Raw genomic sequence first — 26,537 nt, 5'->3', positions numbered from 1 at the left:
ACCGATATCCGTCACCACGTTAAAGACGCTTCATGACCGGATCCGGGCCATGCAAATGGGCTGGATTCGATCCTGCCATGCTCAGGATCGCGTGGGCCCAGCCTATGTCGGTGCCCCGGCTCACCTGCCCGTCGGCCGTCGCTTCGCGTTCGCGCTATTCATACAGGCACGTCGCCGCCCCGCTCGATTCGCGCGCCACCGGAGGGACAGGGTCACAGGGTCACGCCTTCTCGATCACTCCATGTATTTGGGCCGCCACGCCGGCGCGTTCGCCGACCGCCGCGGCAACGTCGCCAATCGCGAACACGCGTGCAATACTGGTTTCGAACGATCCCGGGAACGGCCCTGGACGTCCCGCCGCCGCGCCGGTCATGGCGAATCCCTTGTCGTGGCAGCCGGTGTCATTCGGGCCCGACGCCTTCTGTTGCGGGTGGATCGACATACAGCGCGACCACATTGACCATCCCTTGTCGCGCCATCTTGGCGTACGGACAGACGCGCTCGGTGCTGCGCACGAGCTGTTCGGCGATGGGCTGGTCCACACCGGGCAAATGAATCCGGATGTCGGCTGTCAGCATGTACATCCCATCTACCGGGTCGCGTCCGAACGTCACGGAAGCGTCGACTGTCGCGTTGACGAGCGCAATGTTGTTTCTGGCGGCAATCAGCGTCAACGCGCCGTGGAAACAGGCTGCATAGCCGGCGGCGATCAGCTGCTCGGGATTGGTGCCGCCACCCGGGCCGCCCAGGGCTTCCGGCAAGCGCAGGTTGAGATCGAGATTGCCATCGTCTGAACGGACGTTTCCGGACGCTCTGCCATGTTTGGCCTCGCCGCCCGTCACCCGTACGGTGCCGGTATAGAGCTCCTGGAAGTCCTGCCCGTGATATTTATCGAGCACGGTCAACGGTGGAGGAGTGAGATTGTCCATGGTGTTGATCCGGTAATTCTTCGAACCTGTTCAAAGGCGGTAGTGCAGCGGTGAGTATGTCGCCCGCGAACTTGCGGCTCGTCCGCGGCGCTGGTGGCTCGTTGCGGAGGTCGGCCAATCACTCCGCGCACGCCAGTGAACCATACGCGGTTATTTGCGCAAATCCTACGCTAGTCCGGGCCCGTGCAGAAGCCTCGGACAGGAACACATGGTGTTGCCTTCAGGGAAACAATCAACGCGGAGGGGGCATGCCAGCTTGTGCTCACTTCGACCAGTTTTGCGCACTCACAACTGCTGCGAGCGAGGACTCGCTCGCGTGACCTTTGCGACCCGCTACGCGGGTGTCGTTGCGTTTCTTGCCGTGTGAGCGAAGGCAGCTTCGCGAAAACCGCGGGTCGTCCGCGTATGCGAGTGAGCACGGTTTGCCGCAGACCGTCGAAGAGATCGGCGCGCACGGCTGCATCAACTTCCGGACCGCCTCGGGCCGCATTGTCGATTTGGGATTCAAGGTCGGCGGCGTGAGCCGGAAGGTCGCTCACACGGCGCAGCACACTTCAACGATGCCGATCTCATTGCGCAAGCCGTGCTCGATGGCCATGGCATCGCACAGCTCGCGGCCTACCCGGTGAGCGGGCTCCTGCGCGAGGGCCGTTTGCCGGGATGCCTCGCCCAATACGCACCCGATGATCGTGGCCGCTACCTGCTACCTCAGCCGTCAGCATGTGCCGGCGCGAATCCGCGTGTTCATCGACTAGGTGACCGCGCAGACCCGCGCTCTGATCTGCAGTGCGCTACCGACGTCTCCTTGCCCTTGTCTTATTGATTGTTGTCTGCGTGGCAACACGATGAGCTCCTTCGCGGAGCTACTACCGCTCGACGAGCGCGCCTACGATTTGTCCTGACGGTCGCGGCCGCAAGCTACCTGAAGCGCACCGGCGAACAGCGTCCCGTAAGAATCGTGCGAAAGCGGGCAGCCGTTTCGACTGCCCAGCGCGGGCGCAATGTCGTCCAACTGATCTACACGAACAGGTCATCCAACGGGCGTTCGCTGGAGGAAGAACGGCGAGAAGGCAGTGCGCGCCTGGTCGATTTCAGACACAGCGATGAAGGATCTTCTAGACACAGCGGCGCAAGCCCAGGGAGAGTGCGATGTTGTCGCATGAATTGATCACGCGGTACGGAATGCTGATCGTATTTTTGAATTTGCTCGGCTCTTCCCTTGGCCTGCCATTGCCCGTCACGCCGACATTGATCACGGTGGGCGCGGCAATCGCGCTCACCTCGCACGTCGCGTCGTCGACATGGCTGCATCTCGCGCCCATGCTGGCGGCCGCCGTGATGGGTGGTCTGCTCGGCGACCTGATCTGGTATCAGGGCGGCAAGCGCTATGGCGGGCGCACGCTTCATACCGTTTGCAAACTGTCGCTATCGCGCGAAACGTGCGTCAGCAACACTGAGCGCTTCTTTGGCCGTTGGGGAGTTCGGGTGCTGATCGTGGCGCGGTTCGTGCCCGGTCTGTCGCTTGTCGCGGTGCCGCTATGCGGTGCGATGGCGGTCAGGCTGCGTTCGTTCGTATTACACGATTGCGCGGGCGTGGCTCTTTGGGCATCGACCGGATTGGCCATTGGCGCAATTTTCGCGTCGCAGATCGACGTCATTTTTGTACTGCTCTCCCATCTGGGCTGGCAAGCGTTGATTGCGGTCGGCATCGTACTGGCGCTTTACGTGTTGTACCGCTATTGCCGGCGAATCATGATGGCAAGGGCGCTCGAAACAGCGCGGATCAGCGTGGGCGAGTTGCACGCATTGCTCGCGCACAACCCGCGGCCGGTCGTGCTCGATATCCGCTCCGCCGAGCGCAGGGTGCTCGACCCGTTTGTCATTCCCGGCGCTGTGCTTGCCGATGAACGAAACCCGCAGTACCTCATGGAGCGCTATGGCGGGAACCGGACGCTCGTCATCTATTGTTCATGTCCAGACGAGACATCCGCGGCGTGGATGGCGAGGCAGTTGCGGCTGGCCGGCGTCAAGCTCGCCTTGCCGCTGACCGGCGGTGTCGAAGCATGGCGTGCGGCAGGCTTCGAGGTCGATCCGATCAGGGTGATGAGCGACGCCGCCATCAGCGCGGAGCCGGGGACACTTGTCACGTACTGATTGCATTTGTCGCCGCCGAAAGGCCAGATTGATTGGTGCTCCTCACACAACACGGTGCGTCCCTCCACGGCTCTACCGCATGACGCGGCGCATGCCTACGATGCTGCGTACGGATGGTCTGCGAATCGCGCGGCGAGACCGGCGCCGCACCGGCAGACCCATGCGCAACGCGATGCCGTGCCAGCGTCCGCAATGGGTAGCGGCACAAGCCGGCAAATAGAACCATAATCCGACCGAGCATGCCCATGACCTTATTGCGTCCACCGCCGCTGTGGCTTTTCGAAAAGTATCGCGGGCGCGATAACCATACGCTCTATTCGACCACTGTCATCGTCACGGGCGGAGAGGCGGGGCATGGTCGCGCGTCGGGCATCGCCCGTTCCGATGACGGCAATCTCGCAATCGACTTGCGATTACCGAAAGCATTGGGCGGACCCGGCGGTGGCACCAATCCAGAGCAACTGTTCGCGGCGGGCTACGCGGCCTGCTTTCACGGCGCGCTGAGCCTGCTTGCGGCGCATGCGGGCATCCCGATTCCGGGTGCCTCGGTCGAAGTCACAGTCGATTTCGGGCGCGATCCGGTGGACGGCCTGTTCGTCCTGAGCGCGGATATCCGTATCCGGTTGCCTGGCGTCGAACGCATCGTCGCGGAGAAACTGGTCCGCAACGCCGAACGGTTTTGCCCTTATACGAAGATGACACGGCAGGGCATCGGTCATGTCGTCAAGCTTGTGTAGAAGGATGCCAACAAGGTTCACGCCGCGTGCACGAATTGCCTGCGAACGTGCAGGGCGTTCTGCGCAATGGCTGCGTGCGCGCCGCATCGCGGGTATGTAATCAAATGGAAGGGTGAAGCGACGCGAGGAACATCCGATGCCTGTTCATCGCGGTCGACGCATGCGGGGCGATCTCTGTCGCTTCGATCATCAAGGCACATCGCTTCCGAATTGATGGCAGATCGCTCGCGATTGCCCGTCAGGAACGTTTCGTGCAATCATTCCTCTGACTTTCTTCGAAAGCCGCCCAAGGCCGGCCACCTCGCGCAGCCGGCTGATGATGACTCACTCCAGGTGCCTCGCACTCCGGTCATCATCGAATTCCAGACTGTCATTCCAACCACTTTCTTGAGATGCAGCCATGAAAACCACAACCGTCGCGAAGCTTTTGCTCGCTTCTCTGCTCGGTACGTCATTCGCCGTTTTCGCTCAACCTCACGATGACAACCATCACGGTGGTCCATCGTCTCAAGGCAATCACGGCCCTGGGGGACATCCGCAGTCACATGGTCGCGGACCTGCGCCGCACGACGCCGACTCGAGGCGTCCGGGCGGCCCGGTTCCCCACGCCGACTGGCACAAGGGTGAACGCCTCCCGGCGGAATATCGTAATCGCAACTACGTGGTCGACGACTGGCATGGCCACGGCTTGCAAGCGCCGCCGCGCGGGTATCAATGGGTCGGGGTGAACGGAGACTATGTGCTCGCCGCAATTGCAACCGGCGTGATTGCAAACGTTCTGCTGTCCACTCACTAGCCAATTGCATCGATGTCGACAACTCGCGAGTTGTCGACATCGATGTGCTGCAGTTCCAAGCCTAACGCGGCAACGCCGCCAGCGCGATCTCCGCTGCGCTGCCCAGTTGCTCGACATGCCAGCACTTGTCCATTAGCGCACGCGTCTGCTCCGGCGAAAGAATCCCATCGGCAAGGTCGGAGAATTTCTTTTCGAGCTGCTGATCGCTCATCGGCACTTCGGTGCTGCCGATGGCGTGCTGGATGAATTTGTGCAGCTTGCGGCCGTCCTCGAGCGTGATCGTCATGTCGACCTGCTCCGGTTTGATCGACGGGTCGATGGTGGCATTCACCTTGTCGCGCAGAGCGACCGTCATCGGATCGCGCACTTTCGCATCGCTGAACTGTTTCTCGCCGGCCGCTCCGTCGATCACCGCGATGGCCACCGCGTGATAGATGCTGAACTTGCCTTCGAGCCCGATCTGCGGCGTCTTCTTGCCAGTCAGTTCGATGACGAGAGGATGCACCCGAAGCTCGATGGAGCGGATCTGATCGGCTTTGAGATGATATTGATTGCGCAATTGAATCGCCGCGTCGATCGCGGGGTGAATGACGATGCCGCAAGCAAACGGCTTATAGGTGTTGAGCGTCGACTCATAGTGCGAGCCGAGGCCATCAGTGATTTCGCGGTAATCCTGTTTGGTGCTGATGGTGTTCGCCCAGCCGCGTTTCGCTTCGATCATGCCGTCCGAACTCGTATAGTCCTGAGCGGCCAGCAGTGCGGCGAAGATGCCGTTCGCGGCCGCGCGTCCCGGGTTGAAGCTCTTGTTCATCGAGCCGAACGATTCACGCAGACCGACCGGCTGCGAGGCCGCAAGACCCAATGCCCACACCATTTGCTGAACGCTCAGCCCCATCAGCTTGCCGGTCGCCGCGGCCGAGCCGAACACGCCGCATGTGCCGGTGATGTGCCAGCCGACATCGTAGTGATTCGGATAGACGGCATTGCCGATGCGCAATTCCGTTTCCACACCCAGCACGAGCGCGTTCAGAAAATCTTTGCCCGATACCGGATGGTATTGCGAGAACGCCAGAATGGCGGATACGACGGGGCCCGCCGGATGAATGATCGTCTTCAGATGCGTATCGTCGAAATCGAAAATATGACTGCTCACGCCGTTGATGAATGCCGCGTTCATGATGTCGAAACGCTCGCTACGGCCCAGCAGGTTCGCTTGCGGCGGTCCCGAGAAAGGCGTGAGGGCGGCGACCGCGCGATTCACCGTCTCGTCGTGCGAGCCGCCGACAGCGACACCCACCCAGTTCATCAAGGTCCGCACGCCTTCCTTGCGCACCGGTGCGGGCAGATCCTGATAACCCGTTTTGGTGATGAACTCCGCGAGGATGCGCGTGACTTTCGGGGGACGTGCGTGGGTGCCGCCCGCGCCGCCGGCGGACGCCGGTGCGGAAGCAGCAGGGACAGCGTCGGACGATTGGGCGAACACGCTCGCACTGGCGGTGGCCGATGCCAACGCGCCCGCGGCGCTGGTCTTCAGAAAATGACGCCGATCGATAGCGGCCATGAGTTTGTCTCCTTCAAGTTTGATGTTCGATATGGTCGATACGGCGACGAGGCGAGCGGCCGTTGCCTGCGTGGATGACGCCGCAGACCGCGAGCCGTCGCCTGACGGGACGTTCGAATAGCGTTCCGTGGGTTCATGCGATTTCGTATCAAACGGTCTAGTGTCGACACATTTGGTAATCCAGCCACGCGAAGCGCCAAATTGTAAGAGATGAATTGACAGATGTATACACTTCGGGGCAGGCACGATGGACCCTTGTTCGGGAGGGCGCTTGAACCCGGCGACGTTGCCACCGGCTGGTCGGGCACTGTGCCTTCGGCTCGCCGGACGCGGCCATGCTGGTATCGCGTCGTCCCGAACTCATGCACATTCGCGGCGAACGCAGGCTGGCCACGCTCGTGAAACTCGTCATAGAAGAGTCTCGCGCGCAGCGGCCCGCGCGGGACGTCGTCCTTGCACACCTGCTGGAGGGTCTGTTCATCGAGGCGCTCCGGTCTACTGGAGCGGCAGCGTCGCCCGGCCTCATGCTGCGATCGATGCACGGGAGTCCTGATAAACCATGGACCGTCGTGCAACTGGCGAAGGCCGCGGCCCTTTTCCGCTCGACGTTTTTTTCGGGCGCTTCAGCAGCGCAGTGGGCGTCCCTCAGATGGAGTATCTGCTGTCGTGGCGCATGGCGCTGGCCACGAACCTGCGGCGTCGGAAAGAAGGCGGTGTCGCAAAAGTTGCGGAACGCGTCGGCTACAGTTCGGCGAATGCATTCAGCGTCGCATTTAGGCGCCATGCCGGGCAGCCGCCGAGCCAGTATGCACAGGAGCAGCAGGCAATACGAGGCGCGTGACGCGGACGGGACAGATGGCTATTGGAAGGTGAGCCGCGGGTTCGTGTCACCGTCGCGCCGCCAATCAATCTGCTGCCCCGAAAAGTGGCTTCATTCGACCGGACGCCAACGGCCTGATTCAGGACACACGACGACCCGCTCACCATTCAGCAAGACCTGCTCTTGATCCAGTTGCGAGGAGGTTGAAGGAGCGACATCGAAGTCGACCTTCAGTGCTTGCGCAACATGGGCATCTTCAATGGGAAGCTCCCAGGTCAGGAAAATCTGGACATGATCCTGATCCGGCGTGAATTCGACTGCATTGAATCCGCTGCTGCCGCGCTGAATGACCCCATGAGGCTGGGCGGTGTCGAACAGCACAATCGTTCCACGGGTCAAAGGAATGCGCCGGCCGAGAGAGGAAAAATGTAGGTCGAGCCCTTTGTCCTCGCTCAGGAAGAGATTGCAGAAGGCCGCTCCGCCATATTGCTCCCCGTCATGGTGATATCGCGCGCCGCGGCAGGCCATGAGGGCGACGTCACTGGAGGCGAGTATCTCGGGCAGACCACGCGCACGCGTCCAGTCGGACGCTGCCTGCAGGCAGCGCGAGTATTCCGGCCAACGCATGCGCGCTCGTGCCAAAGGCAGGACCTCGACGTCTCCGGGTTCCAGAACCATGCGCGACGCGATCTCCCGTTGCCAATCCGCCAGCAGACGGGTAGGCGGGACAGGAATATCGACCGTGCCGGACAGCATGAGGCTGCTGACGCTGCGACTGCGCAGGGCGTCGTCGCTCCAGAAATAGGACGTCAGCGTGTCACGCATTCGATGTCAGAAGAAGAAATGAATTCATTCGAAGCATTGTAACGACTGCAGGGAGTCGTCCCGGCGTGGACTGCCTGAAGAAATCAATCGAACGCCATGGGCCGCAGTGCCATCGCTGTGTCAGCGGTCCTCGTACCTCTGACAAATCCGGCTTGCATCAATGCCCGAAAATTCAGGGTAATCACCTGGAAAAGAGCACTCGAACTACTCATTTAGAATGAATCGTCTAATGCTGCAATGCGGAATGCGTCGGGCCCGCGTCCCGTCGGCCTCAAGCATTCACCGGGTCAAGGTTGCGGCAGATTTCTTGCCCTCTTCCTGAGCCAATTGATACGTATGACTAAAGGAGTGAGCAATGTACTTTTCGACCAACCCACAAATCGACCGGATGCAACGCGATAGCGTTGCCGCCGCGTTTTCGTTGGCGCAGCGGGCATTCCAGTGTTTGGAAGAACTCGTCGAGTTGAATCAGCAAATAGTCAAGACAACGCTCGCCGAGAATCAGAAGGCGTGGCTCGTGGCGGTGTCGGGTCGGTCACCCGTCGAACTTGTATCTCATCAGACCCAAGCTGCGCGTTCGCTCGCTGAAAAAGCGCTTTCTTATAACCACCAGTTGCTTGGGCTGGCGACCCATACGCAAGCCGAGTGGATGAAATTCACCAAGGCTCGCGTCGAGCAGCACAACAGCAAACTGCAAGCGCTGGTCGACGGCGTCGCGAGCCATACGCCTGCCGGTTCCGATGCTGCCGTCGCGATGTTGAAGTCGACGGTTTCCAGTGCCGGTGTCGCTTACGACACGGTGTTGAAAGCCACCGCGCAGGCCATCGCAATGGCGCAGCGTAATCCGCTGACGGCCGCTGCCCCTGACTCTCAAAAGTCCCGCGATCACGCTCGCGCCGACTAGCCGAGCACTGCAGGGCCATTCAAACGTTTTTCAAAGAAGCGGGACGGATCGGACGATCCGGACCGGCATGGCATCGCATTTCCTTTTGGTTTGTCCGGGCACCGGATTGAACGGCGTATGAGTGCGATGTCTTGTCCGTTCAATGAGCCCGATGCTGCCAGGGGCACCCGTAATCGGAATCGCGTGATTCACGCGGTTTCTTTTCAGACGAGGTTGCAATGACCGAACGATGGATGGGATTGACGATCGGGGTTTCCGCACTGCTGATCGCAATACCGCTGGTAATCAGCCATTATCGCCGCGAACACCGTCGTGGGCAGCTTCTTGGAAATCTCGATCATGTCGACTGGTGGTGTCGCACACGCGGCCCGAAATAGACGCGACACAACGCATTCAAGAAAACAGGTAGTTCGGGACTGTAATGGAATTTGACGCTTCTTGTAAAAGTGATCTGTTGCATATCGAAGCGATAGTCGTCGCGCTCGAAAGGATAACGAACAGCGGCGACTCGATTGCTTCCACGACTCTGATCAACGAGCCGGGTTATTGGCGCCAGCGTATCGAAACGCTACTCGGCCGACGCGATATTTCACGATCCGATCGGGACCATGCACAGGCGTTGCTGAAAAGACTGCGCGGCATTGGCAAGGCGCCCTCGGAGAGCCAACCGAACGATCAGCGGACCGAGGACCGCGAAGATCGGGAAGACGTGATCTGGCAAACACACGGGGATCGGCATGAATAGGGAGCACGTCGAAACGGAGCTTCAACTACTGGCGATTCGTGCAGCGGATTGCCATCGTCTGGTGGTGCGCGCACGCGTCGAGGGGATACGCGTTGCGGCGATCTGGCAGGTGTTGTTGCCGTTTTCGCGCAACGTCAAGCACGTGGATATCAAAACGTTTCCAGATAGAGGCTTTGAGGAAGTCGAGATAGCGCTCGTTCAAACACGACGTGAATTGCTGGATTCGATCGTCGCGCGGTTCAACGGTATGTCGTGGGTGATGAGCACGAGACTTTGTTAGGGATGTCGAGATTCCATTTGCGCCGCAAACCTTGACGCGATGAAGAGCAAGTCATGAACGTGTATGAGCGTGGGTCGCAAGCGCCACATCACACCACCACCTCCTGACTCGCCTTCGCATTCCTCCTGTATGAGACAGGCTCGACGCGTGTCTTGCCACCGACAAGACATGCGTCTCGCGTCCGTGGGCGCTCAGCCGGCGCTCAGTTGGCGCAAACAACCTGCTTTGACCCGCGAATCTCACGCATGTTGAGTGCGCTGGGCCACGCGCCGAACGTAGCGTCCGCTCGCGTGCATACCCCGCCGTCCCGCTCAGCTTGTCGTAGCTCCCGACTGAATACCCGAATAGCGTGTCCGAGGCGCAATGCCATGATCGGCCCTGATCGCGTTTTCCGTGATGGCGTTGCCCTGAGAAAGGCGAAGACCTGTCACGTCGCGCTCGTCGTCCTCGACCATGACAGGGGTTTCACCCCGCAGATTGCGCAGCGCGTGGACCAGCTCATGCGCGAGACCGATGAATGGCGGGCGGTGTCCATCCGGTGTGCTGAATTGATTGGGATTCCAGCGGATCGATGACGGCGATCCAACGTCGCCGTCGAGAAAACCCAGTTGAGGGTCCAACCATTGCGCGGCGTCGAACGGCTCAGGCACGACTGTGGGTGATTTCACCGCGGCTCGTCGAGCGATCTGCTTGCTTCCACGCGCACGATCGATATTCGATGCGGTCGTGGAATTGCCGCGCAGATAGATTCGCTTGCCAAACGATGGCCCTCGCGAAAGTGACAACTCGGTGCTTTCCCCGGAAGGAAGAATCGCCACTTTATATGGCAGCGACGTGTGAACGAGTGCCCCGGCCATGACGATTGCGTCCATGAGCCTGCGGCCATTCGTGCCGCTCGCGATTTTTCCGAGTGCCTCTAGCGCCGCAGCGACAAACGATTGCGGCTGCCGCGGATACCTGCCGATCATGACGCCGCTGTATCGGGTCGGCGTCCATTGCACCTCGTTTCGTGGCTCTCGTGTCGGCTGATTGAGGAGGGATGGGATCGTGATGACTGGCATGAACTGATGTCGTTCCGGTGAGCAGGTTCTTCCATAACAGTCATTGAAAGCGTCTTATTCCCTGCCGCACCAGGTGCGCTCATTTCCCGTCGAGATGGAATAGATCCGGCTGCCTGGATGTTGTGATGGCACGGCGCGCGTTCCTGACACGCTTCGCGCCGCGCTGCACGCCGTCCATCCACAGGAGCGATGATGTCAACGCGCTTTTTGATTTCGACCGTACTGGCCATCGGCAGCGGGATCGTGCTTGGCGGTTGCGTCGCACCGGTTATCGCCGATACGCAGTCCATCGAACCACCCGGCGCCACGCGCGTGATGGCTGCAACGGCATCGGGCGTGCAGATCTACTCGTGTGAATTCGACGCGCAGAGACACCTCGCATGGGTGTTCCGCAATCCGCAGGCGACGCTCTATGACGAGAACGGCGTCGCCATTATTCAGCATCGCGCGGGTCCGTCGTGGGAAGCCGATGATGGCAGCCGGATCGTCGGACATGCGATCGCTCAGCGGCCAGGCGAGACGCCCGGTAGCGTACCGCAACTGCTATTGGCGACCCAGAGTACCGGAGGGCCGGGCGCGCTGTCGTCAATCACCTACGTGCAACGTGTGGACACAGTGGGTGGCGCGATGCCGCCACGCCCGTGTTCGGTCGAACATCAAACGGGCAGTTCCGCTTACTTTGCGCGCTACGTGTTCTATCGATAGGCGCCAGAACGCATGCATCGCGTGCGGAAACAACGTGGCGGAATGAAGCAAAAAACACTGGAATAAATCGACGTGTCGAATGTTTTGTTCAACATGAGAGAACTTGATCTGCAATCCGAACCGGCCGGCTCCAGGCTCGCCGAAACCGAAGGCATAGCGGTGGAATTCATCGATCACCCCGATTGGAGCAAGTGGTTCGACGGGCTCACCGATGCGTCTCCCTGCGGCGACGACCTCGAATACGATCCGTCGTTCCGCGCGCTCGAAGCGGCGGCACACGGCCGTCCGGAAGCCGAGTACGGCACGACCCTCGTACCCGCCGTGCCGCCCGACTGGCAAGCCGCGGATGCGTTGTGCGTCGACCTGTTAGCCCGCACACGCGATCTGCGCGTGGTCGTGTACCTGATTCGCGCACGGCTCGCGGTCGAAGGCATCGTGGCGCTTGCCGACGGTCTTGCGCTCGTCCTTGGCCTGCTCGACACCCAGTGGACGCATGTGCATCCGCAACTCGACGCTGCCGACGCGGACGATCCAACTGCGCGCATCAACGCATTGGCCGCGCTTGCCGATAACGCGGGACTCGTCGAGCAGATTCTGAATGCGCCGCTCGTGCCGCAACTGCACTCGGCGAGTGCATGGATCACGTTGAAACGCTGGCTCGCCGTCAACGACGAGCCAACCGCAGGCGAAGCGAATGACGCGGCGACGCAGGCGGAGATCGACGCATCGGTGGCCGCGGCTGCGGATCGGGCCGCGTCGCTGTCGCGCTCATTCCGTGCTGCATCGGCGCACGCCGAGCGCATCGAAGCGACGCTCGTCGAGCGCGTCGGGCACGGCCGCTCTCTCGATCTCTCGGTCTTGCGGACGACTTTGCGGCGCGCGCAGGCGCTGCTCGACGCGTGTCAAGACCGGCAAGGCCTTGGCGGCGCGCACTTACAGGACGCAGCCGGGATGGATGCAGCGCCGCTGATGCTTACCCCGGTGTCGACCCGCGCGGACGTGATCGCGACGCTCGACCGCTTGTGCGACTACTACGCGCGCCATGAACCGTCGAGTCCAGTGCCGTTACTGCTTGGCCGCGCGAAAGGACTCGTCGACAAAACCTTTGACACCGCGGCGGGCCGCGCGAAAAACCGCCACGTCGCCATTGTGATTCTTGCGCCGGGAGCCGCGTCATGAAGTGGTGACGATGATTGCCGAACCGTTGTCCGGTGCAGCGCCGACGTGCGTGGTTTCCACCACCGGTGGCGAGCACGATGAGCTCGTGCAGAGACGCGAGAGCTTGATCCAGCCGTCGAGCAGCGAGACGCGCTCGGCCGGGCCGAGAAGGGCTCGCGTGTCAGGGCCGAGCGCGAGGATGTTGCCGGCGTCGTCCTGCATCTGTAGCGCGCGCTGCGGCGCGGTCTCGACGATGTCGCCGTCTGCCAGCCGATTACCCGCACCGCTCGCCGTATCGACGCTGGTCGCATGGATCACGCGATATGGCCCGTCGGCTTCGGTGACGATCCAGCCGGCGCGCGCGTCGAGCGGAATCAGCGCTGCCAGCAGGGCGCCGCATGCGGCGAGCCGCGAAAGCACGGATTGTCGGTGAGAGACGGAAGGGGCTGAAGTCATGCGCCGATTTGCCGATCGAAGATCGCGGCAATGACGCCGCACCTTCGACACAACATCCAGCGCCCCTTCTTTATTCCATCGACGGCAAACGCATCAGGTGATGGGCTGCAACATCGCGTTGTTCTGACTGAACATCGCGCCCACGCCGCTTCCGGCAATCTGCTTGCCGATTGCGTGCAGATCCGCGGCGCCCGGTTCGGCGATCAGCGCATAGCTGAGCTCGGCCTGCCGCCACGTCACGACATCCATCCGTTCGACGCGCTGTTGCGCGAGGCCGGCGTCGGGTTTGGCGTCCTTCATCACGCACAGTGCGACCGGCGGCCCTTCTTTCGGCAAATAGACGATCTGGACCAGCGGCTTGTCGTTAAAGCGCAGACGCTGCACGCGCTTGAACGTGAGGCCCATGGCGCTCAGATCGGGCACACGCAGTTCGAGTCCGTCCTGCGCGCGGATGTCCGCGACGATGCGCGCCGATACATCGGCGGCGGGCGCGCCGAGCGCGACGGTGTCGCGCGAATACAGCTGCTGATACCCGGCGGCGGCGCGTACCCATGGAGACACGCCGTTGGCGGCGACCTGCGAACCGGCAGCCCCGGCCGCGCCCGGCATCGCACTCGGGGCGACGCGCAATACGATGCCCGAGCAAAATGCGCCGGCGACGAAAGCGACCGCGAGCCAGGGCGCGGTGACGCGCATTCTGGAGCGCACTGGCGCCGAACGCGATGCGGGTGTCTTCGCCTCGCATCCAATGCCAGCGCAACGGACCTTGTTCCAGCCGCTTGACGAGGCCGTGAGCGAGGAAGTCCGGATCCCCTTCGGCGTGTTCGCCGAGCGCCTGATAAGGCGCTTCGGGCACGACGCGCCAGCGAACATACTGGGCGCGGCGCTCGTGATCGACGAAGCGAAACGCGTCGACACTGAAATAGGCGGCATTGAAAAATGCCGACGACGGCGGATGCGCGGCGACCCATGCATCGAATGCTTGCGCTTCAGGATGTTTGCGCAGAAAGGCCGCCATGTGCGCGGGATTGGGGCGGCCCGTTGCATCGAGCGCGCGCGCGGAGAGTTGGTCGAACACGGCTTGTGGCGTTCCGACCGCGAAGATGGGTGCTGAATTCATGCCGGTGCGCCACTGTTCGTCGCCGGGCAAACTGAGTAGCAACGCGAAGCTGCGCACGCTGGATTCGGCGTCGGCTTGTGCAGGGTCGCTGCCCGGCGCAGAGAATCGCCCGCTAACGGGGTACGTACCGGCCTCGAACACGCTGGCTCTGGAAAGCGCTGCGCCATTGCCATTGCTGTCGAAATGGCCGGTTACGCAAATGCCCTTCGCGTGATTGCGACGGAATCCAGGATGCGCACGCGTCGTCGCTTCGAATGCGTCGACGATCCATTGCGCGCGAGGCCAAGCGCCATAGGCCGTGCGCGGAAACCAGCCGGCCACATAGGCGAAGACACCGCCCAGCACGCCGACTGTGACGACGATGAGCGCATAGCTGAACCATGGTTTCGTTCGTCGTGACCCGGCGTGTGGATGCGCATGGCTGTCTGTCGCTGCGGGCCGTTGCGGAGTGTCTGACACGGTGAGCTATTGAGTAATTCGTTAGAAATTATAGTCAGGTTGCTGGTTTCGTGACGGCGCGCACTGTCGCGCGCTGTGCCGGTCGTGAGTGGGGTGGCCCGCGCATCGAAGTGGCAGCGCTCGACGACTCGGAGCCTCTGTTCAAATAGCGCGGCCTGACGTTGCGTCGTAGTGCCGGACCGTCTCGCCCGGCGCTACAGTGGATCACAGCACACCTAATACCGACTTGGGTTCGAGAAACGCCTCCAGCCCGAACGTGCCGTACTCGCGTCCGATACCGGATTGCTTGAAACCGCCGAATGGGGCCGCGGGCTCATGCGCAAGCGTATTGACGAGCACACGTCCCGCTTCGATCCGCGACGCAACAGCTTGCGCGCGTTTGATGTCGCGCGACAGAACATACGCTTGCAAGCCGTACTGCGTCAGGAAGCCCCACTTGCCTGAAGCGGCACGACACGTCCGCACGCATGAGTTCCGCTGCGACCGCTTCGCCCAATCCGCCGATCACCGTATGGTGCGGCGCCGCATGGGCGCGCCGCTCAAGTCTTGCGAGCCATCCCGCCAACCTCGCGCTCGATCCATGTGATAAAGCGCGCAATCCTCGGAAGCTCGGCATTCTGCGGCGGATACACGAGATTGTGCGCGCCGACCTCGACCGCGTGCGAAGCGTCGAAGACCGGCACGAGCACACCTTCCTTCATTCGGACCGAGGCGAGCATCGCGCTTTCGAGCGCGATGCCGAGACCGAGCGCGGCCGTCTCGAGCGACATGTACGAGCGGTCGAACGAAAAGTCGAAGGTCTTGTGTGCGGCGGACACGCCGGTGCGGCCGAACCACTGCTTCCACCGCACCAGCGGCGTTTCCGAGTAAATCAGCCGATGCTGCAGCAGGTCTTCCGGCGTTGTTACCGGATGGTCTTCCAGTATTTCGGCGAGGCGAGCGGCGTGATGAATTCGCCGCGCAGCGTTCTCACTTCCAGGTCGCGCCAGTTCGCATAACCGTGACGCAGGTCGACGTCGTAATACGAGCACGCGAGGTTCAACTGGATATCGCCGTTGGCCTCCTGGAAGGACGCGAGCCGTGGCAGCAGCCACATGAGCCCGAAGCTCGGGCTTGAATGCACGCGCAGGATGTCGACGTCGGCGCGGCTCGACGCTCGCTCGGTGGCGCGGCTCAAATCGGCCAGCGACCCTGTTACGTCCGACAGATAACGTTCGCCGGTCGGCGTGAGCACGAGCCCGCGGCCTGAGCGGTAAAAGAGCGGCTGGCCGATGACCGACTCGAGATTGCTGATCTGATCGCTCACTGCGGAGGCGGTCAATCCGAGTTCTTCGGACGCCCGGTTGACACTCTTCGTTCTGGCCACGCTCTCGAAAGCGATGATGGCCTTCACCGGTGGGATGCGCATAGTGAAACTTTTTCAACTGCAGTTGAATGAAGCCGCCTTGTTCGCACGCCATTCGCGCTGCCATCCGTCGATACGCGGTGCAGTCCTTGAGGGCAGCAAGTCCTCTCGATGCCGATGTGGCAGTTTCAATGCCGCACTCACCGGATGCGCCAGATTCAGCAGATCACGGCTCGCGAGATCGTCGAATGCATGCGACACACCCTTTTTCGTTGGCGTTCCTCGATTATTTACGCGAATTAAAAGAAGATTTATTGATCGGGGTAAAGCGGCCTTTACAAATCTTATCCTTTCGTCCGCTCGATGCGTGCTACGTTCCAGAGGGGTGTCCCGGAGCTTCCCGCATACCCGCATGCCTTCAAAACCTTTTACGATCGCCAGTTTTACGTTATTGTCCTGCACCTGAAATTCGCGACGCGGCCGCATTCGCGCCAAACTCGCCGGAATGAATCCAGCAGCATTGACAGTCCCATAACCAATTGATTTGGAAAACAAAGAGGAGATTTTTGAATGTCGTTCAAGTTTCATACACTGCTGCCGATCAGCGCCGCAGTCGTGGCATTCGCCGCGATGACCACCACGGCATCTGCCGATCAGACCGTCAAGATTGGTCACGTCGGTCCGCTGACGGGCGGCTAGGCTCACCTCGGCAAGGACAATGAAAACGGTGCGCGACTCGCGATCGAGGAAATCAACGCGAAGGGCCTGACGATCAACGGTCAGAAGGTCACGCTGGTGCTCGACGCGCAGGACGACGCCGCCGATCCGCGCCAGGCCACCCAGGTTGCACAAAAGCTGGTCGACGACAAGGTCGTCGCGGTGGTCGGCCACCTGAACTCGGGCGCATCGATTCCGGCATCGAAGATTTATAGCGATGCGGGCATCGTGCAGATCTCGCCGTCGTCGACGAATCCCGCTTACACGCAACAGGGCTTCAAGACGACGTACCGCGTGGTCGCGACCGACGCGCAGCAAGGTCCGGCCCTCGCGAACTACGCGGCGAAGAACCTGAACGTGAAGACTGTGGCGGTCGTCGACGATTCGACGGCATACGGTCAGGGCCTCGCGAACGAATTCGAGAAGACCGCCAAGGCGCTTGGCCTGAAGGTCATGTCGCACGACGCGACCAACGACAAGGCCGTCGACTTCCGAGCGATTCTTACGAAGATCAAGGGCGAGAATCCGGATGCGATCATGTACGGCGGCATGGACGCCACCGGCGGTCCGTTCGCGAAGCAGGCGCGCCAACTGGGCGTGCGCGCGAAGGTGCTGTCGGGCGACGGCGTCTGTACCGAAAGCCTCGCGCAGCTGGCCGGCGCGGCAGCCGGCAATGTCGTGTGCTCGCAGGCGGGCATGGCCGTCGAGCGCATGGACGGCGGCGCGCAATTCGCGGCGAAGTACACGAAGCGCTTCGGCCATCCAATCGAATTCGACGCGCCGTTCACGTACGACGCGGTCTATATCGTGGTCGACGCAATGAAGCGCGCGAACTCGACCGACCCGTCGAAGGTTCTGGCGAAGATCGCGGGCACCGACTACAAGGGCGTCACCGGCCAGACGACGTTCGATGCCAAGGGTGACCTGCAGCACGGCGTGATCTCGCTGTACGACTACAAGGACGGCAAGAAGACACTGGTCGACGTGGTAAAGATGTAAGCGGTAGGAATTGATCGGGGCTTCGATGGGTAACACCCCATCGAAGCCCTTTTTGCTTCTCAATGCGTTTCCGGAGCGGCAGCGGTTATCCCGCTCGCAAGCTCTCTCCACCCTTAGGCCGGGCGCCGCCTGTTCGCGTCCACGCCCCCGCGGCCGTACCTTTCCACCCGAACTTCCCCTTCCTTGCCGCCACGCGCGAGCCAATGCCTCCACGCTCACTACGATTCTCGCGGGTCAGGCAACGGGGCGGGGCGCGAGCATCTACATCAATAGCTTCGCGGCATGTCACCGCCAGAATGGTCAAGGCGCCACGCGCGTGTTCCCGTCGGTGGTCGGCAATCCGATGGTCACGCAGGCGAACCCGGACTCGCTGGTAGCGGTGATTCTGGACGGCGCGCGCTTGCCGTCCACCGCGTCGGCGCCAATGCCGCTGGCGCTGCCGCCGTTCGGTTAGCGTTACGGCGACGATGACTTCGCGCAGCTGGCGACCTTCATCCGTTTGAGCTGGGGCAACAAGGGGCCGGCAGTCACCACTGACCAGGTCGCCAGGGTGTGGGCAAAAGTGATAGCGAACTAACCGGGTAGTTTGCTAGTGCAAAGGCGGCCTGAATGGCCGACTTTTTTCTGAATCAATCAAAGCTTAAGAGAACGTTAAGCAATACATATTGTTACGTATATCGAGGGCCTTCTCGTAGATCGTCAGTGAGTTATGAAATCGAAAGCGCCGATTCATCCGGCTGACTCAAATCCACTGCAAATTTCACCCCGTCTTACCAAATATTTCTTCGCAACCAAAAAGGACGGGACATGAAGACGATCAGGACGTGGAAGCGCGCACAAGGCGCCAGTTGCATTGGCGTTGCCTTGCTTGCCGGTCTGTACGCAGTGGGCGCAGTCGCGGGCGGTGATCAGGAACGTGATCATGAACACGAACATGAACATGCGTCAGTGAAGCATGTGCTACTGATCAGCTTCGACGGTTTGCATGAACAGGATGTCGCGCGTTGCATCGGTTCGAATGCGTGCCCGAACCTTGCGTTGCTAGCCAGGTCGGGTACGACCTACACCAACGCGCACACGCCAGGTCTCTCGGATTCATTTCCGGGCCTTGCGGCACTCGTCACGGGTGGCTCGCCGAAATCCGCAGGCCTGTTCTACGACGTATCCTATGACCGCACGCTCTACGCGCCGTCCGATACCAATTGCACCGGCAAGCAGGGCTGGAATGTCGTTTTCGACGAGACCACCGGTATCGATGGCGAGAACGGCGGCGCGCTGACCCATCTCGACGGTGGTGGCGCGTTCAATCCCCAGGCCATTCCGCATACGTTGGTCAATGGCGTTTGTACGCCCGTCTATCCGCACAACTATGTGAAGACCAACACGATCTTCGAAGTGGTCAAACACAACGTGAAGGGCGCTCGCACCGCGTGGGCAGACAAACATGCGTGGGGCTACGACTGGCTCAATGGACCGTCTGGCGCAGGCGTCGACGATCTGTCGCGCACCGAGATCAATTCGATCGATCCGGCGACCGGCACGAACTATACGGACCTCTACCAGCACACGGAACAGTTCGACAATTTCCATGTGCAATCGTTGATCAATGAAATTGACGGCAAGGATTCGACCGGACGCTCCGGCGCCGACGTGCCCACGGTGTTTGGGGCCAACTTCCAGACCTTGAGTGTCGCCCAGAAAGCAACGGTCGCGACGGGCGGCGGCTATCTGGACGCAAGCTTCACGCCGGGTCCACAGGTCGCCGGCGCGATCACCTATCTGGATAATGCGCTGGGTCGCATCGTGTCCGAACTCAGGCAGCGCAATCTTTATGCGTCGACGGCGATCATTGTTACGGCGAAGCATGGGCAGTCGCCGTCCGATCATTCAAAGTTGGTGAAGAACGGCGACACGCTCTCGAAACTGCTGGAAGCGAACAACTACCTGGATCCGAATGGCAACTTCGGACAGAACAGTACGAAGAGCGGCAACCTCAATGACGGAACAGGGCTCGTCGGTACGGGTCTGGTGCAGAGCGATGACGTCGGCCTGATCTGGTTGCGCGATCAAAGCCAACTGCCCGCTGTCATGGAGACCCTGAAAGACAATCTGAGCTGCAACGCACCCGGCATTTGCGCGGACGGCCCACAGGCGTACATTCTGTCCGGCCCGCAATTGGCCAGCCGGTTCGGTAATCCGGCGCGCGGCCGCACGCCTGACATCATCGTCCAGCCGAACCCGGGGGTCATCTATACCTCGAGTACGGCCAAGGACGAAGAGCACGGCGGCAACGCGCCCGACGACAGCCATCTCGGTCTCGTGGTCTACGTGCCTCATGCCCATCACGCTGGACAGACCAACGACGAGCGTGTCCTGACCACGCAGGTTGCGCCGACGATCATGCGTTTGCTCGATCTGAAGCCCGAACTGCTGCAATCGGTCGCTATTGAAGGAACGCGTGCGCTGCCGGAGTTCGATCGCGAACGCTTTTAGGCGAGGGGTCGCGCGTCGCGGCTAGAGGGACACAGCGCTTGACCGACGCGATGCGATCCTGTTGGACATTCAACAGTACCGCGGCCGGCCAGGGAATATCTGGTCGGCTGTTTGTTTGAAGCCAGTTTATAGAGACCCCGAGCGGGGTTTGCTTTCCCGGTCTGCGTATTCGCTTCGAACGTCTCGCCGACAGTCACACGGGTCGTCTCAAACCCAGTTGTTCGCTCGCAAGCCGCCCGCGCCGTACTCTCCAGATCCCGACCGGGAAGGTTCAAAGGCGCGTCGAACGTCGTTGGCCGCACGTTCGACGTGCACGGCAGCAAGCGCCCATTCCGGCCACCGCGCTATAATCGCGGCCCATGCTGGAAGCAAGCATCTTTTTCAGCGCCGGTGTATCAGGATTTTTACTTACCAATGACTCAGCCCCACGAGCCCGATTCGGGCCACGCCGCACCGAACGCCGGTCGGCGGCTTCTGCTCGCCAGCATTCTGGCGAGCTATGCAAGTTCCTTCATCCCCTGGTCGTTCGCCAAAGCCCAATCCGCTGCCGCGGCGCAGGCCTCCGCGCCGGACGCGTTCCTGAACGTGTCGCGTGTGATCACCGGGCGTGCGGCGCTCGACCCGACTCAAGCCAACCGCCTGTATGCGGGGCTTGTCGCCACGGTTCCCTCGTTTGCCGAGCAATTGAACGGCCTCGCGGCGTTCGTTGCCGCCGATCCGTCCGCGTCGGGCCAACTGCAGGCATCGCTCGATGCCGCCAACGCGCCGTTCGCCAAACTGCCGCGTCAGATCGCGACCGCCTGGTATGTCGGCGTGGTCGGCGCGGGTCCGGTCGCACGTTGCATCACGTACGAAACGAGCCTGATGAACGTCGTCGTAGCGGACCGGCTGAAGCCGCCGAGCTACGCATACGGACCCTACGGCGCCTGGAGCCGTAACCCGCTCACGGCCGCCTGACGCCTCGTCGGTAATTCAAGGAACACAGCAATGTCTGACCAGTTGTCAGCCGATATCGTCGTTATCGGCTCGGGTATCGTTGGCTCGCTCGCAGCGCACCGTCTCGTCTCGCAAGGCGCCTCGGTGTTGATACTCGAAGCGGGCCCGCGTGTGGATCGCGGCCGCATCGTCGCGAATTTCCGCAATTCGCCGCGTAAGAACGACTTCATGTCGCCTTACCCTTTTTCATCGTGGGCGCCGCATCCGGTCTACCAGCCCGTCGATAACAACTATCTCGTGCAGGCGGGTCCGTATCCGTACAAGGCCGAGTACATCCGCATGGTGGGCGGTACGACCTGGCACTGGGCCGCGCAGGCGTGGCGCGTCCTGCCGAACGACCTTCGCCTGCAAACGCTGTACGGCGTGGGCCGCGACTGGCCGATCTCCTACGACGAGCTCGAACCCTTCTACTACGAAGCGGAAGTGAAGATGGGCGTGTCCGGCGCGCCGAACAACGGCTCGCCGCGCAGCAAGCCGTTTCCGATGCAGCCGGTCGCCGAGTCGTTTCTCGAACAGCGCTTCCGTGAACGGCTCGCGCCAGGCGGCTACGACGTCATCACCAATACGACCGCGCGCAACAGCCGCAACTACGACGGCCGCCCGGCCTGCTGCGGCAACAACAATTGCATGCCGATCTGCCCGATCGACGCGCAATACCACGGCGGACTCGCGGCGGACGCAGCCGAGAAGGCCGGCGCGAAGCTGGTCGAAAACGCTGTGGTGTATCGCATCGAGCACGATGAGCGCGGCCGCATTGCCGCGGTGCATTACTACGATCGCGACAGGGTCTCACATCGCGTGACGGGCAAGACCTTCATTCTGGCCGCGAACGGCATCGAAAGTCCGAAGCTGTTGCTGCTGTCCGCGAGCGACAAGTACAAGAACGGGCTGGCGAACAGCTCGGATATGGTGGGCCGTCATCTGATGGATCACCCGAGCAACGGCCTCGTGTTCGATGCCGATGAAGAACTGTGGCCGGGCCGTGGCCCGATGAGCCCGAGCTCGATCAACTCGCTGCGCGATGGGGCATTCCGTTCGGAGCATGCGGCGTTCCGTATCGACATCTCGAACGCGTCGCAGGTGCTGTCGGTCACGCAGGCGCTGATCGCGAAGGGCGTGTACGGCGACGAACTCGAACAGCAGATCCGCTATCACGCGGCGCGCCAGTGCAGCGTGAAGAACGTGCTGGAAATCCTGCCCGATCCGAACAATCGCGTGACGCTCAGCGACCGCAAGGACGCGCTCGGCATTCCGACGCCGCGGATGCATTACGCGATGAGCGACTACGTCCACAAGGGCATGGCCGCGGCGCGCGAAGAGTACACGCGCATCGCGAAGCTGATGGGCGGCACGAACCTGCGCTACAGCCCGGACGGCGTGTATGGCAACAACCAGCACATCACCGGGACCATGAGCATGGGCCATGAGCCGAAGGACTCGGTCGTCGACGCGTTCGGACGCACGCACGACCACGAGAACCTGTATATCGGGAGTACCGGCGTGATGCCCACCGCCGCCACGGTCAACTCGACACTTACCGCCGTCGCGCTTGCGCTGCGCTCGGCCGAACACATCCACGCCAACGCCTGAAGATGACTTATTCACCGTTTTCGGCGTTCACGCGCCGTTTGTGCGCGGCCCTGCTCGCGTCGGCAGGTTTTGTCGCCACGGCCCACGCGGCCGGAGAAGATCTCGTCAAGCGCGGCGAGTATCTCGCCAAAGCGGGCGACTGCGTCGCGTGTCACAGCGCGCCGCAAGGCAGGCCGTTTGCGGGCGGTCTGTCGCTCGCGACGCCGCTCGGCGAGATCATCTCGACCAACATCACGCCGTCGAAGACGCACGGCATCGGCAACTACACGCTCGATCAGTTCGGCGCGGCACTGCGGCGTGGGGTGCGGGCCGACGGGCAGCATCTGTACCCGGCGATGCCTTACACGTCATACGCGCAGGTCAGCGACGACGACGTGAAAGCGCTGTACGCGTACTTCATGCAGGGCGTCGCGCCGGTCGATACATCGCCGCCGCCGACCGCGTTGCCGTTCCCGTTCAACGTGCGTTTGTCGATGGCCGCGTGGAACCTGCTGTTCCTCGATCGCGAACCGTTCAAGGCCGATCCGGCGAAGAGCGTCGAGTGGAATCGTGGCGCGTATCTGGTGCGCGGGCTCGCGCATTGCAGCACCTGTCATACGCCGCGTAATGCGCTGATGGCCGAGAACATATCCGCGAGCCTCGGCGGCGGCGTGGTCGGCACGTGGTACGCGCCGAACATTTCGTCGGACGCGGTGAGCGGCATCGGCTCGTGGAGCGAAGAGGAGCTTGCCGCCTATCTGCGCACCGGTCACGTGGTGGATCGCGCGCAAGCGGCCGGACCGATGGCCGAAGCCGTGGACAACAGCTTTCAGCATCTGGACGCGAGCGATCTGCGCGCGATGGCGGTCTACCTCAAGTCGACGCCGCCGGTGCGTAACGCAGGCGACCGTCAGCCCGCTCACACGTGGGGCGGTGCGCGTTCGAGTCTCGACGAAGTCCGCGGCGTGGCGTTGCCCGACGACGCGAACCGGATGAGCGGTCCGCAGCTTTACGATGCGTACTGCGCAAGCTGCCATCAGGCGCATGGCGAAGGGACCGGACAAGGTATCGATGGTCCGGGACTGCCGTCGCTCTTTCACAATACGGCGCTCGGTCACACGAACAGCAACAACCTCGTGATGGTGATGCTCGACGGTGTGCACCGGCAAGACAGCGCGCCGGATGTGCTGATGCCCGCGTTCGGTCGCCTGCTGTCCGATCAACAGATCGCGACGCTCGGCAACTATCTGCTCAAGCAATATGGGAACCCGGCTGCATCGGTGACGGAGGAGCAGGTCAAGACCTTGCGCGCAGGCGGCGCGGCATCGCCGTTGATGACGATTGCGCGTGTGGGGATGGCCGTCGCGGCGCTGGTCGTGCTCGGCATTCTGTTCCTGCTGATTCGCAGGCGCAGGCTGCGTTGAATGGGCGGCTCACGATGCGCCGCTCGGGATGAGCGGTAAGGCGGTCGGTCGAAGCATGGCGGCATGCGGTGAACGAAAAATGGCGGCTCCGGTTGGAGCCGCCATTTTTTATTGGATTTCGCCACGCAACGCGGGGCTTGCTCCGTCCGACGAGCGGCCAGCCTCGCAGAGGCGGCCGTCTGGGTGGCTACAGCGCAAGCTGCTTACGGCGCCGCGACACCTTGCGTCTTCGGCGTATAGGGCTTGTAGAAGCTGGAGCCGGCCCACGCAAGCGTCTTCGCGGTATACAGCGGTGCGCCTTGCGTGTAGTTGGCGCCGCTATGCCAGTCGCCGGAACCCGTGTACCTGGCTACCGCCGGATACGGATACACAGGGCGCGACGCGGTCACGGCGTTGTTCGAATCGGTCTGATACGTCATGACCGAATTCGGCGCCTTCGCCTGCTCGACCCAGCCCGTCACCTGCGAGACCAGATCGATGTTCGGGAAGCCCTCGCCGCCGCCGCAATGGGCGACGCCCGGCACCACGTACAGCCGTGCGAAATCGTTCACGCTCGACTCGCCCATCGTGCTTTGCATCGCCTCGTAGTAAGCGATCGTGAAGAGCGGCGAGATGTGCTGGTCGGCCCAACCGTGCCACAGGATCAGCTTGCCGCCAGCGCTCCTGAATGCGGACAGGTCCGGATTGGTCGCATCGTTGAGCGGGTGGTTGGCCTGCAAAAAGCTCGTGTAGAAACTCGCGTCGTGATAGCCGAACGTGTCGATGTTCGGCATGCTCGGCGAACCCGTAAAGATCAGGTTGTATGCGCCAGTCACGATGTTGTAGCTGAACAGACCCGTGGTCTTCACGGGGGCATCCGTCGAGTTCGTCGTCGGCACTTCGACGCCGACCCAGTTGGCTTCCGAGCCATACTGCGGCGAACCGGCCAGCATGCGTTCACCGGTCGTGGCATCCGTCGGGCCGCTGTAGATCTTCGTGGCGGTGGCGACTTCGGCCGCGGTCAGACAGTTGGCGGTGCTGGTTGCGCCGTTCGCACATTGGATCGTTGCCGGATCGAAGTGACAGGTGCGCGGATCGGCCAGCAGCCCGTCGGCCGCACCGCTCGCGCCGCCGCACGCGGCCACGACGGCCTTGTGCAGCACTTGCGCCTTGTCGGCGTAAAGCACCGCGTTGCCGAGGCTATTGCCAGTCGTGCTGTTCGATTCCACGCTCCAGCCGTGATACAGCGAGTTCTGGATCTGGAAGTGAGCAGCCGGCGCGCCGGCGATGATGCCGTTGTAATCGGTCGGGTAGCGTTGCGCGGCCATCAGCGCTTCGCGGCCGCCGTCGGAGCAGCCAATGAAGTAAGAGTACTTCTGCGCCTGCCCGTAATAGGCCTTGATAAGCTTCTTCGCCGTGAGCGTCGTGATGTGCTGGCCGCGATAGGCAAAGTCAGCCTGCTTCTGCGTATCCGAGGACCAGCTCGTGTCCTGGCCCGTGTGGCCCATGTCGGTCGCTGCCGTCACGAAGCCGCCTTGCTGGACCAGCGGGCAGGTGTAGCTGAAGCTGAACGAGCTCTGCTTGGTCGGGTCGCTCAGGTTGCCGCACAGGCCGCCGCAACCGAGTTCCGCAAAGCGTTGCGTCCATGAGCTGACCGGCAGTGCGACCTCGAATGTGTTCGACGGCGCGAGCGTGCCTTTCACGGTGCAGAAGTTGACGGTGGCGCCATTGACGCTCGCAGCGGTAACGGTGGCCGACGTGATCGAACTCCCTGCACCGCCGATGTCGGTGATGTCGACCGAAGCGAGCTTCGAACAATCGACGACGGGGTTGACGACGGACAGCGGCGTGGGACTAAGACCGCCACTGCCGCCACTGCCGCCGCCGCACGCGGCGACGATCGTGGCGCTCACGCAGACAACGGCCAGGGTCAGCAGCGAGGCTGTGCGCGCATGAACGCGCGCAAGCAGCCCGAAGCATTGCTCAGTTCTCATGCTTGCCTCCTTGATTGGTTTTCTTCCTCGAGCATCGAAACCGCCCGCGTGCGTCTTGACCGCATGACGCACCCGCGATCGGCGCATTGCCTGTTTGTTTTCATCGATTCACCTCTCCTCTTTTAATACTTCGGTTCGCAAAGACGTCTCCAGATCGTCGACCTGTTTGTTGTTCTTCAATCATTCGTGCGGCATGACGTGCCCATGCGCAAAACAGCGAGCAATAGCGAATCGGGCGTGCATGCAAAAGAGTTCACGTCATCTGGACTGCGCGTTATTCAATATGCCTAACTTGTTTGGGTGTGCACGCT

23 protein-coding genes and 6 pseudogenes are annotated in these 26,537 nt (G+C 61.9%); 16 read left to right on the top strand and 13 right to left on the bottom strand.

The window, feature by feature from the left end:
* Positions 1 to 220: 220 nt before the first annotated feature.
* On the bottom strand, positions 221 to 373 hold the full coding sequence (locus tag CIC12_RS32975; RefSeq protein ID WP_238812421.1) for a hypothetical protein: 153 nt from the start codon (positions 371 to 373) through the stop codon (positions 221 to 223).
* Positions 374 to 401: 28 nt separating this feature from the next.
* Positions 402 to 929: an Ohr family peroxiredoxin gene (locus CIC12_RS07145; RefSeq protein WP_168663472.1), complete on the bottom strand. Its 528-nt coding sequence runs from the start codon at positions 927 to 929 to the stop codon at positions 402 to 404.
* Positions 930 to 1,351: 422 nt separating this feature from the next.
* Here CIC12_RS07145 and CIC12_RS33845 point away from each other — a divergent pair, with 422 nt between their 5' ends.
* From CIC12_RS33845 to CIC12_RS07125, 4 genes are all read left to right on the top strand, one after another.
* Positions 1,352 to 1,558, top strand: a complete 207-nt coding sequence (locus tag CIC12_RS33845) for a hypothetical protein (RefSeq protein WP_174771949.1) — start codon at positions 1,352 to 1,354, stop codon at positions 1,556 to 1,558.
* Positions 1,559 to 2,078: 520 nt separating this feature from the next.
* Positions 2,079 to 3,083, top strand: coding sequence for a DedA family protein/thiosulfate sulfurtransferase GlpE (locus CIC12_RS07135; RefSeq protein ID WP_174771948.1), 1,005 nt, complete (start codon positions 2,079 to 2,081; stop codon positions 3,081 to 3,083).
* A 245-nt stretch (positions 3,084 to 3,328) separates the two neighbouring features.
* Complete coding sequence (locus tag CIC12_RS07130) at positions 3,329 to 3,820, top strand: organic hydroperoxide resistance protein (RefSeq protein ID WP_168663471.1); 492 nt, start codon at positions 3,329 to 3,331, stop codon at positions 3,818 to 3,820.
* 400 nt (positions 3,821 to 4,220) lie between these two features.
* Positions 4,221 to 4,616: an RcnB family protein gene (locus CIC12_RS07125; protein ID WP_168663470.1), complete on the top strand. Its 396-nt coding sequence runs from the start codon at positions 4,221 to 4,223 to the stop codon at positions 4,614 to 4,616.
* Positions 4,617 to 4,677: 61 nt separating this feature from the next.
* Here the strand turns inward: CIC12_RS07125 and CIC12_RS07120 are convergent, their stop codons facing one another.
* Positions 4,678 to 6,177, bottom strand: a complete 1,500-nt coding sequence (locus CIC12_RS07120) for an MmgE/PrpD family protein (protein WP_168663469.1) — start codon at positions 6,175 to 6,177, stop codon at positions 4,678 to 4,680.
* Positions 6,178 to 6,473: 296 nt separating this feature from the next.
* Here CIC12_RS07120 and CIC12_RS07115 point away from each other — a divergent pair.
* A pseudogene (locus CIC12_RS07115) lies at positions 6,474 to 7,018 on the top strand (AraC family transcriptional regulator); the annotation flags it as partial.
* A gap of 90 nt (positions 7,019 to 7,108) precedes the next feature.
* On the opposite strand, the gene CIC12_RS07110 reads toward CIC12_RS07115, so the two are convergent.
* A complete protein-coding gene (locus CIC12_RS07110) occupies positions 7,109 to 7,822 on the bottom strand; it encodes a hypothetical protein (protein ID WP_168663468.1) in 714 nt (237 codons plus the stop codon).
* Positions 7,823 to 8,177: 355 nt separating this feature from the next.
* Between CIC12_RS07110 and phaP the strand changes: the two genes are divergently transcribed.
* The 3 genes from phaP (at position 8,178) to CIC12_RS07090 (ending at position 9,751) form a co-directional block, all read left to right on the top strand.
* Positions 8,178 to 8,726 (top strand): TIGR01841 family phasin, encoded by a 549-nt coding sequence (gene phaP / locus CIC12_RS07105; RefSeq protein WP_168663467.1) that lies wholly within the window; start codon positions 8,178 to 8,180, stop codon positions 8,724 to 8,726.
* Between the two features lie 421 nt (positions 8,727 to 9,147).
* Positions 9,148 to 9,471 carry a hypothetical protein gene (locus CIC12_RS07095; RefSeq protein WP_168663465.1) on the top strand — a complete coding sequence of 108 codons (324 nt, stop codon included), beginning with the start codon at positions 9,148 to 9,150 and terminating at the stop codon, positions 9,469 to 9,471.
* Entirely contained in the window at positions 9,464 to 9,751 is a 288-nt protein-coding gene (locus CIC12_RS07090; protein ID WP_168663464.1) for a hypothetical protein, read from the top strand. The genes CIC12_RS07095 and CIC12_RS07090 overlap by 8 nt, the downstream gene beginning before the upstream one ends.
* A gap of 311 nt (positions 9,752 to 10,062) precedes the next feature.
* On the opposite strand, the gene CIC12_RS07085 is transcribed toward CIC12_RS07090, so the two are convergent.
* Positions 10,063 to 10,812 (bottom strand): M91 family zinc metallopeptidase, encoded by a 750-nt coding sequence (locus CIC12_RS07085; RefSeq protein ID WP_168663463.1) that lies wholly within the window; start codon positions 10,810 to 10,812, stop codon positions 10,063 to 10,065.
* 192 nt (positions 10,813 to 11,004) lie between these two features.
* Here CIC12_RS07085 and CIC12_RS07080 point away from each other — a divergent pair, with 192 nt between their 5' ends.
* Positions 11,005 to 11,517, top strand: coding sequence for a DUF3455 domain-containing protein (locus CIC12_RS07080; protein WP_168663462.1), 513 nt, complete (start codon positions 11,005 to 11,007; stop codon positions 11,515 to 11,517).
* Between the two features lie 93 nt (positions 11,518 to 11,610).
* Positions 11,611 to 12,696, top strand: coding sequence for a type VI secretion system protein TssA (gene tssA / locus CIC12_RS07075; RefSeq protein ID WP_238812419.1), 1,086 nt, complete (start codon positions 11,611 to 11,613; stop codon positions 12,694 to 12,696).
* On the opposite strand, the gene CIC12_RS07070 is transcribed toward tssA, so the two are convergent.
* The 7 genes and pseudogenes from CIC12_RS07070 to CIC12_RS07045 all read right to left on the bottom strand — a co-directional run bounded on the left by CIC12_RS07070 (position 12,691) and on the right by CIC12_RS07045 (position 16,643).
* Entirely contained in the window at positions 12,691 to 13,095 is a 405-nt protein-coding gene (locus tag CIC12_RS07070; RefSeq protein ID WP_238812417.1) for a hypothetical protein, read from the bottom strand. The two genes, tssA and CIC12_RS07070, sit on opposite strands and share 6 nt — an antisense overlap.
* Positions 13,096 to 13,224: 129 nt before the next feature.
* On the bottom strand, positions 13,225 to 13,827 hold the full coding sequence (locus CIC12_RS07065) for a hypothetical protein (RefSeq protein WP_168663445.1): 603 nt from the start codon (positions 13,825 to 13,827) through the stop codon (positions 13,225 to 13,227).
* A 127-nt stretch (positions 13,828 to 13,954) separates the two neighbouring features.
* Positions 13,955 to 14,572: pseudogene (locus tag CIC12_RS07060) on the bottom strand (catalase); the annotation flags it as partial.
* Between the two features lie 342 nt (positions 14,573 to 14,914).
* Positions 14,915 to 15,133, bottom strand: a pseudogene (locus CIC12_RS07055) (aldehyde dehydrogenase family protein); the annotation flags it as partial.
* A pseudogene (locus CIC12_RS32965) lies at positions 15,129 to 15,233 on the bottom strand (transketolase family protein); the annotation flags it as partial. The pseudogenes CIC12_RS32965 and CIC12_RS07055, both read right to left, overlap by 5 nt.
* Before the next feature lie 16 nt (positions 15,234 to 15,249).
* Positions 15,250 to 16,118 (bottom strand): annotated as a pseudogene (locus CIC12_RS07050) (LysR substrate-binding domain-containing protein).
* A gap of 12 nt (positions 16,119 to 16,130) precedes the next feature.
* A complete protein-coding gene (locus CIC12_RS07045) occupies positions 16,131 to 16,643 on the bottom strand; it encodes a hypothetical protein (RefSeq protein ID WP_168663459.1) in 513 nt (170 codons plus the stop codon).
* Between CIC12_RS07045 and CIC12_RS07040 the strand changes: the two are divergent.
* The 6 genes and pseudogenes from CIC12_RS07040 (at position 16,626) to CIC12_RS07015 (ending at position 24,253) form a co-directional block, all read left to right on the top strand.
* A pseudogene (locus CIC12_RS07040) lies at positions 16,626 to 17,771 on the top strand (branched-chain amino acid ABC transporter substrate-binding protein). The gene CIC12_RS07045 and the pseudogene CIC12_RS07040 overlap by 18 nt on opposite strands.
* 316 nt (positions 17,772 to 18,087) lie before the next feature.
* Complete coding sequence (locus CIC12_RS07035) at positions 18,088 to 18,225, top strand: hypothetical protein (protein ID WP_168663457.1); 138 nt, start codon at positions 18,088 to 18,090, stop codon at positions 18,223 to 18,225.
* 353 nt (positions 18,226 to 18,578) lie between these two features.
* Entirely contained in the window at positions 18,579 to 20,264 is a 1,686-nt protein-coding gene (locus CIC12_RS07030; protein WP_168663455.1) for an alkaline phosphatase family protein, read from the top strand.
* Positions 20,265 to 20,678: 414 nt separating this feature from the next.
* Entirely contained in the window at positions 20,679 to 21,221 is a 543-nt protein-coding gene (locus CIC12_RS07025) for a sugar dehydrogenase complex small subunit (protein WP_168663453.1), read from the top strand.
* Between the two features lie 30 nt (positions 21,222 to 21,251).
* On the top strand, positions 21,252 to 22,850 hold the full coding sequence (locus tag CIC12_RS07020) for a GMC family oxidoreductase (protein ID WP_168663451.1): 1,599 nt from the start codon (positions 21,252 to 21,254) through the stop codon (positions 22,848 to 22,850).
* A gap of 2 nt (positions 22,851 to 22,852) precedes the next feature.
* On the top strand, positions 22,853 to 24,253 hold the full coding sequence (locus CIC12_RS07015; protein WP_168663449.1) for a c-type cytochrome: 1,401 nt from the start codon (positions 22,853 to 22,855) through the stop codon (positions 24,251 to 24,253).
* A gap of 203 nt (positions 24,254 to 24,456) precedes the next feature.
* Here the strand turns inward: CIC12_RS07015 and CIC12_RS07010 are convergent, their stop codons facing one another.
* Positions 24,457 to 26,226, bottom strand: a complete 1,770-nt coding sequence (locus CIC12_RS07010) for a tannase/feruloyl esterase family alpha/beta hydrolase (protein ID WP_168663447.1) — start codon at positions 26,224 to 26,226, stop codon at positions 24,457 to 24,459.
* Between the last annotated feature and the right edge of the window lie 311 nt (positions 26,227 to 26,537).

The organism is Paraburkholderia sp. SG-MS1 (genome assembly GCF_012275575.1).
Taxonomy (GTDB): domain Bacteria; phylum Pseudomonadota; class Gammaproteobacteria; order Burkholderiales; family Burkholderiaceae; genus Paraburkholderia.
The sequence above is the reverse complement of the archived record's forward strand: the minus strand, read 5'-3'. Positions and strand labels throughout refer to the sequence as shown.

What these genes read in the sequence shown, in the direction of transcription:
- CIC12_RS32975 (WP_238812421.1), bottom strand. Translation starts at nt 373, where the DNA reads ATGACCGGCGCGGCGGCGGGACGTCCAGGGCCGTTCCCGGGATCGTTC.
- CIC12_RS07145 (WP_168663472.1), bottom strand. Translation starts at nt 929, where the DNA reads ATGGACAATCTCACTCCTCCACCGTTGACCGTGCTCGATAAATATCAC.
- CIC12_RS07135 (WP_174771948.1), top strand. Translation starts at nt 2,079, where the DNA reads ATGTTGTCGCATGAATTGATCACGCGGTACGGAATGCTGATCGTATTT.
- CIC12_RS07130 (WP_168663471.1), top strand. Translation starts at nt 3,329, where the DNA reads ATGACCTTATTGCGTCCACCGCCGCTGTGGCTTTTCGAAAAGTATCGC.
- CIC12_RS07125 (WP_168663470.1), top strand. Translation starts at nt 4,221, where the DNA reads ATGAAAACCACAACCGTCGCGAAGCTTTTGCTCGCTTCTCTGCTCGGT.
- CIC12_RS07120 (WP_168663469.1), bottom strand. Translation starts at nt 6,177, where the DNA reads ATGGCCGCTATCGATCGGCGTCATTTTCTGAAGACCAGCGCCGCGGGC.
- CIC12_RS07110 (WP_168663468.1), bottom strand. Translation starts at nt 7,822, where the DNA reads ATGCGTGACACGCTGACGTCCTATTTCTGGAGCGACGACGCCCTGCGC.
- phaP (WP_168663467.1), top strand. Translation starts at nt 8,178, where the DNA reads ATGTACTTTTCGACCAACCCACAAATCGACCGGATGCAACGCGATAGC.
- CIC12_RS07095 (WP_168663465.1), top strand. Translation starts at nt 9,148, where the DNA reads ATGGAATTTGACGCTTCTTGTAAAAGTGATCTGTTGCATATCGAAGCG.
- CIC12_RS07090 (WP_168663464.1), top strand. Translation starts at nt 9,464, where the DNA reads ATGAATAGGGAGCACGTCGAAACGGAGCTTCAACTACTGGCGATTCGT.
- CIC12_RS07085 (WP_168663463.1), bottom strand. Translation starts at nt 10,812, where the DNA reads ATGCCAGTCATCACGATCCCATCCCTCCTCAATCAGCCGACACGAGAG.
- CIC12_RS07080 (WP_168663462.1), top strand. Translation starts at nt 11,005, where the DNA reads ATGTCAACGCGCTTTTTGATTTCGACCGTACTGGCCATCGGCAGCGGG.
- tssA (WP_238812419.1), top strand. Translation starts at nt 11,611, where the DNA reads ATGAGAGAACTTGATCTGCAATCCGAACCGGCCGGCTCCAGGCTCGCC.
- CIC12_RS07065 (WP_168663445.1), bottom strand. Translation starts at nt 13,827, where the DNA reads ATGCGCGTCACCGCGCCCTGGCTCGCGGTCGCTTTCGTCGCCGGCGCA.
- CIC12_RS07045 (WP_168663459.1), bottom strand. Translation starts at nt 16,643, where the DNA reads ATGAAACTTGAACGACATTCAAAAATCTCCTCTTTGTTTTCCAAATCA.
- CIC12_RS07030 (WP_168663455.1), top strand. Translation starts at nt 18,579, where the DNA reads ATGAAGACGATCAGGACGTGGAAGCGCGCACAAGGCGCCAGTTGCATT.
- CIC12_RS07025 (WP_168663453.1), top strand. Translation starts at nt 20,679, where the DNA reads ATGACTCAGCCCCACGAGCCCGATTCGGGCCACGCCGCACCGAACGCC.
- CIC12_RS07020 (WP_168663451.1), top strand. Translation starts at nt 21,252, where the DNA reads ATGTCTGACCAGTTGTCAGCCGATATCGTCGTTATCGGCTCGGGTATC.
- CIC12_RS07015 (WP_168663449.1), top strand. Translation starts at nt 22,853, where the DNA reads ATGACTTATTCACCGTTTTCGGCGTTCACGCGCCGTTTGTGCGCGGCC.
- CIC12_RS07010 (WP_168663447.1), bottom strand. Translation starts at nt 26,226, where the DNA reads ATGAGAACTGAGCAATGCTTCGGGCTGCTTGCGCGCGTTCATGCGCGC.